Source organism: Actinomycetes bacterium, from assembly GCA_035489715.1.
Classification (GTDB): domain Bacteria; phylum Actinomycetota; class Actinomycetes; order JACCUZ01; family JACCUZ01; genus DATHAP01.
The window spans coordinates 1-5,091 of record DATHAP010000024.1 but is presented as its reverse complement, the minus strand read 5'-3'; the positions used below and the strand labels follow the sequence as shown (position 1 = coordinate 5,091).

Sequence of the window (5,091 nt, the reverse complement as noted above, 5' to 3'; positions counted from 1 at the left end):
CTCGATCCGTCGCGTCATCAGATAGGCGTACGGCGACTCGCCGTACGCCTGCCGGAACTCGCGGCTGAGGTGCCCGGCCGACATGTGCGCGCCGCGGGCGAGCGCCTCGACGTCCAGCGGCTGGGCGTACTCCCGGTCGATGCGGTCCCGCACCCGGCGCAGCCGCGCGAGGTCGCGCAGGTGCTGCGTCTCGGCGGGACTGCTGGTCACAACGGAGATCGTGCACCATGGCGCCCGGGTTGTCGGCGGGTCTGACATGCCCGGCCGAACGCGACGCGGCCCCGATCCCGGAGGATCGGGACCGCAGCACCCGCTCAGGTCAGGGCCGGTTCGGCGTCCACCAGGGATCCCCGGAGCTGCTCGCGCAGTTCGGGCGTGTTCCGGTGGCCGTGCTTGTCCGCCGCGTGGAGCGTGGCGGCGTCGAGGACGTCGTCCGCCTCACCGGCGATGGTGAGAGTGCAGTTGAGGTCGCTCGGCATCTGCCGGCAGTCGATCATCGTGCGAGCCATGTCCGTGCCTCTCGATGCGGCCTGGTGCCCGTCCGGCGCCCGGCGGGGATGAAGGCCCTCAGCGGGCGTAGTTGCTGGCGCCGTACCAATCGACGACGACGGCGGGCTCGTCCCCGACCACCCAGGCGTCGTGCCCCTGGGGCAGGGAGGTGACGTCGCCCGGGCCGGCCTCGAACTCGGTGCCGTCGGCCATCCGGACGTGCACCCGGCCGCTCACGTGGTACTGCATGTGCGGCGCCTCGCACAGGTCGGTGCCGGCGATCGGCTTGACGTCGGTCGACCAGCGCCAGCCCGGCTCGAACGTCAGCCGGCCGATCTCGGCGCCGCCGACCTTGAGGATCTCGGCCTTGCCGTGCGGGAACTCGCGGACCTCGTCGGGCTCCGCATAGCTGCGGTGTTCGGTGTTCTGGGTGGGCATCGGTGTCTCCTCGGGATGGTGGAATTCCCCCGTGGGATGCGGCCGCAGGTGTATGCTTACTTGCACGTAAGTCAGTAGTCAAGGGGCGGAGGGCCCGATGTCCGGACGGATCGACGGCGATGGCTCGGGGACCACGAGTCGGATACTGGACGTGGCCGAACGGATGCTGCAGGTGCGCGGCTACAACGGTTTCAGCTACGGCGACGTCGCCGCCGAACTCGGGATCACCCGGGCCGCGCTGCACTACCACTTCAAGGGCAAGGCCGAGCTCGGCCAGGCGCTGATCGAGCGCTACGCCGAGCGGTTCGGCGCCGCCCTGGCGCACCTGGACGCCACCGCTCCCGACGCAGCGGCCAAGCTGCGCGGGTACGTCGCGCTCTACACCGACGTCCTCAGCGCCGACCGGATGTGCCTGTGCGGGATGCTCGCCGCCGAGCACCGCACCCTTCCCGACCCGCTGCAACAGGCGGTCTGTGCGTTCTTCTCGTCCAACACGACGTGGCTGCGCACGGTCCTCGAGGAGGGCTGCGCCGACGGCAGCCTGCGCTGCCCGGGCACGGCCGAGGACGCCGCGTCGATGGTGCTCGGCGCGCTGGAGGGCGGCATGCTCATCGCCCGCCTGGACGGCGACGTCGCACGCTTCACCGCCGCGACGTCACAGCTGCTCTCCGGCCTCGCGCCGGCTGCCGCTCGGTAGAAGGGGCCGCCGGGTCAGCGAGCCTGCGCCCCGACCAGCGTCCGGCTCCGCGGCACGAAGTCGCCGCGGTGGTCGAGAACGTACTGCTCGGCACCCTCGGGCGTGGCCGCGATCTCGCGCAGCGCCTGGCCGAGCAGCGGGATGTCGGTGATGTAGGTCTGCCGGTTCGCGCTGACCCGCACGGCGCCGGGAAGCCGGTGCCGGTTGCCCGCGCGGACGTCGGCGTGGAACCGGTCGACGTCGGCCTGCGAGAGTCCGAGCAGCCGGCCCATGTACGGGTGGGCGCAGAAGCACCCGCTCCGGGTGCCGATGGCGAACTCGTTGGCCAACCGCGCGGCCAGCAGACCGTGGGGCACACCGTCGAGGTTGAACGCGGCGACCGGAAGCCGGTCGCCGGTCACCGGGCCGAGCCGGTGCAGCCCGGGCACGGAGGCCAATTCTGAGTCGAGCCCGCGGACGAGGCGCTCCTCGTGCGCGAGCACCGAGGACCAGCCGTCGCTGCGGAGCTCGTCGGCGGAAGCGGTCAGGGCGACGACCCCCAGCACGTTCGGCGAGCCGGCGTCGTCGCGGTCGGGGCCGTCGGCCCAGACGACGTCGTCGAACGACACCGCCTGCACCGCCCCGCCACCGACGAGGAAGGGCTCACCGTCGGCCAGCAGCGCCTTCGGTGCCACGAGCGCACCCGAGCCGAAGGGCGCGTACATCTTGTGTCCAGAGAAGGCGATGACGTCGACGCCCAGCGCGGTGATGTCCACGGGGCGGTGCGGCACCAGCTGCGCGCCGTCCACCACGAGGAGAACGCCGCGCTGCCGGCACGCGGCACCTATGGCGCGCAGATCGGGCAACCAGCCGGTGACGTTGGACCCACCGGAAACGGCCAGGACGCGCGGCTTCGGGTACTCGTCGAGGGCCGCCTCGATCGCGGCCACGTCGAAAGTGCCGCGCTCGTCGACCTGCACGGTGCGCAACCGCGCGTGGCGAGCCCAGGGCAGCAGGTTCGCGTGGTGCTCGACCTCGGTCGTGACGACGACGTCGCCCTTGGTCAACCGCAGCCGGTAGGCCAGCAGGTTGATCGCCTCGGTGGTGTTGCGCGGGAACAGCGCGAGGTGGGTGGCCGGGTCGCCCCCGACGAACCGGACGATGATCTCCCGCGCCTCCTCGTAGCGGGCGCTGGTGAGCTGCGACTTGATGCCGGCCCCCCGGTGCACGCTGGCGTACCACGGCAGGAACTCCTGCACGGCGCGCGTGACGGCGACCGACGCCGAACTGGTGGCAGCGGTGTCGAGGTCGACGTACTGGCGGGGCTTTCCGTCCAGCACGGACACCCACAGGTCATCGCCCACGTACGAGCCGGCCGTGAAGGACAGGGACATCTCCATGCCACCCTCATCGACGTCCCGCGTCATAACTTGAGAGGCGGCCTCCCACATCCCCAGGACGGGTTGAGTGACTCAAGTCATTCCGGCCGACGTCCGATGAACAAGGCATGACGCAGCACGACGCCCGGGGCGAGTCCCGACCGCCCCACCGCCGGGGATTCCGGCTGACCTCACGGGTCTTCTGGGACATGGCCATCTACATGGTCGGCCTCGGCCTGACGATGGGACTCATCTTCCCGCCGTTCGTCGTGCTGCTCGGCGTCCCGGAGACGTTCGCCTACCGGCCCGTCTTCCGGGTCGCCTGTCTCATGGCCGGCTTCATGGTGGGCGCGATGAACTACGCCCTCGTGAAGGGCGTGGTCGGCGGGCGCATGCAGGTGCTCGGCGGCCACCTGCGGTCGGCCACCGACTCGATCACCTCGGCGACGAAGTCCGGTGACTGGTCCGAGGCGGTGTTCGAGCGCATCGCCGTCGACTCGCACGACCAGATCGGCGAGGCCGGACGCGCGTTCAACAGCCTGCTGGGCGCCGTCGAGGGTCGTAAGGAGCTGGAGGAGCGGCTGCGCTACCAGGCCTACCACGACGTGCTCACCGGTCTGCCCAACCGCACGTACTTCATGGACAGACTCGCCGAGGCCGAGGCCGCGCGGGAGGAGGACGGCACCCGCTCGGCGGTGCTGTTCCTGGACGTCGACAACCTGAAGTCGGTCAACGACAGCCTGGGCCACGACGGTGGCGACGCCCTCATCAAGCTGATGGCCGAGCGCATGGTGAAGTCCGTCCGCGACACCGACACGGTGGCCCGCCTCTCGGGTGACGAGTTCGCCATCCTGCTCATCGGTCCCGGCAGCGAGCACCAGGCCGAGCGCGTCGCGCTCCGCCTGATCGACTCGCTGCGTGCGCCGACGGCGATCGATGACCACCTGGTCCGCACCGGGTTCAGCATCGGCCTGGCCACCTCGGCCACCTGCGCCGCCAGCGGGATCGGCATGCTGCGTGCCGCCGACATGGCGATGTACGCCGCGAAGACCGGCGGCAAGGGCCGGCTCGAGGTCTTCCAGCCCAGCCACCACACCGCCGTCCTGGAGCGGGAATCCGTCCGCGGAGAACTCTCCGGCGCTCTCGACGGCGAGCAGCTGGAGCTGCACTACCAGCCGATCGTCGACGTCTCGACTGCTCGGATCGTCGGCTTCGAGGCGCTGCTGCGGTGGCGGCACCCGGAGCGTGGCCTGATCTCCCCGCTGGAGTTCATCCCGCTGGCCGAGGAGACCGGCCTCATCGTGCCGATCGGCCGCTGGGTGCTCCAGCAGGCCACCCGGCAGGCCGCCGAGTGGCAGAACCGCTCCCCGCTGGGCCGGCTGCGCATGAGCGTCAACGTCTCGGTGCGCCAGTTCCAGCACCCCGACCTGGTCGGGGACGTGGCCGACGCCCTGTACCAGTCGGGTCTGCGGCCCGAGCTGCTCACCCTGGAGATCACCGAGTCGCTGTTCGCCCAGGACACGGAGGAGACGCTGCGCAAGATCCAGATGCTGAAGGAGCTCGGGGTCCGGCTGGCGCTCGACGACTTCGGCACGGGCTACTCGTCCTTGAGCTACCTGCGGCGGTTCCCGATCGACACGCTGAAGATCGACAAGTCCTTCATCGACGGCGTGACCACCAGCGCCGAGGGCCATGCCGTCGTGGCAGCCATCACGCAGCTGGGCCAGACCCTGCACCTCGAGGTCGTCGCCGAGGGACTCGAGACCGGCCAGCAGGTCGACGCGCTGCGCGAACTGGACTGCCCCCTCGGGCAGGGCTACCACTTCTCCCGGCCTCTGACAGCCGGCGATGCGGTCAAGCTCCTGCTGACCGGTGGACGGCCGACGTCCGAGATGCTCGTCCCTGCCTGAGTCGCCGGAGACGAATCTGCCGCGCCTCCCCCGTCGGGGTGGCGCGGCAGATCGGTGTCTCAACCAGACGTGCACCCGAAGGGATTCGAACCCCTAACCTTCTGATCCGTAGTCAGATGCTCTATCCGTTGAGCTACGGGTGCCGGTGTTCAGTTGTCGTGCGCGGAGGCTCCGGGATTTGAACCCGGGATGGGGATTA

6 protein-coding genes and 1 tRNA gene are annotated in these 5,091 nt (G+C 70.5%); 2 read left to right on the top strand and 5 right to left on the bottom strand.

What is annotated here, in order from left to right; all coding sequences use genetic code 11:
- The 3 genes from VK640_02135 to VK640_02125 form a co-directional block, all read right to left on the bottom strand.
- Positions 1-210: AraC family transcriptional regulator (locus tag VK640_02135; GenBank protein ID HTE71982.1), on the bottom strand; the 210-nt coding region annotated here is incomplete at its 3' end.
- Positions 211-314: 104 nt separating this feature from the next.
- The gene (locus VK640_02130) at positions 315-509 is read right to left on the bottom strand and encodes a DUF1059 domain-containing protein (protein ID HTE71981.1); all 195 of its coding nucleotides are present in this window, start codon (positions 507-509) and stop codon (positions 315-317) included.
- 58 nt (positions 510-567) lie between these two features.
- On the bottom strand, positions 568-927 hold the full coding sequence (locus tag VK640_02125; GenBank protein HTE71980.1) for a cupin domain-containing protein: 360 nt from the start codon (positions 925-927) through the stop codon (positions 568-570).
- 151 nt (positions 928-1,078) lie between these two features.
- Here VK640_02125 and VK640_02120 point away from each other — a divergent pair, with 151 nt between their 5' ends.
- Positions 1,079-1,624: a TetR/AcrR family transcriptional regulator gene (locus tag VK640_02120; GenBank protein HTE71979.1), complete on the top strand. Its 546-nt coding sequence runs from the start codon at positions 1,079-1,081 to the stop codon at positions 1,622-1,624.
- A 14-nt stretch (positions 1,625-1,638) separates the two neighbouring features.
- Here the strand turns inward: VK640_02120 and VK640_02115 are convergent, their stop codons facing one another.
- Positions 1,639-3,003: an aminotransferase class V-fold PLP-dependent enzyme gene (locus tag VK640_02115; protein ID HTE71978.1), complete on the bottom strand. Its 1,365-nt coding sequence runs from the start codon at positions 3,001-3,003 to the stop codon at positions 1,639-1,641.
- A 107-nt stretch (positions 3,004-3,110) separates the two neighbouring features.
- Here VK640_02115 and VK640_02110 point away from each other — a divergent pair, with 107 nt between their 5' ends.
- The gene (locus VK640_02110; protein ID HTE71977.1) at positions 3,111-4,892 is read left to right on the top strand and encodes an EAL domain-containing protein; all 1,782 of its coding nucleotides are present in this window, start codon (positions 3,111-3,113) and stop codon (positions 4,890-4,892) included.
- Between the two features lie 70 nt (positions 4,893-4,962).
- On the opposite strand, the gene VK640_02105 is transcribed toward VK640_02110, so the two are convergent.
- Positions 4,963-5,035: transfer RNA gene (locus VK640_02105), tRNA-Arg, on the bottom strand.
- Positions 5,036-5,091: the final 56 nt, after the last annotated feature.

Excerpts from the sequence above, each read along its gene's own strand:
- VK640_02115 (HTE71978.1), bottom strand. The coding sequence starts at position 3,003 with ATGGAGATGTCCCTGTCCTTCACGGCCGGCTCGTACGTGGGCGATGAC.
- VK640_02130 (HTE71981.1), bottom strand. The coding sequence starts at position 509 with ATGGCTCGCACGATGATCGACTGCCGGCAGATGCCGAGCGACCTCAAC.
- VK640_02125 (HTE71980.1), bottom strand. The coding sequence starts at position 927 with ATGCCCACCCAGAACACCGAACACCGCAGCTATGCGGAGCCCGACGAG.
- VK640_02110 (HTE71977.1), top strand. The coding sequence starts at position 3,111 with ATGACGCAGCACGACGCCCGGGGCGAGTCCCGACCGCCCCACCGCCGG.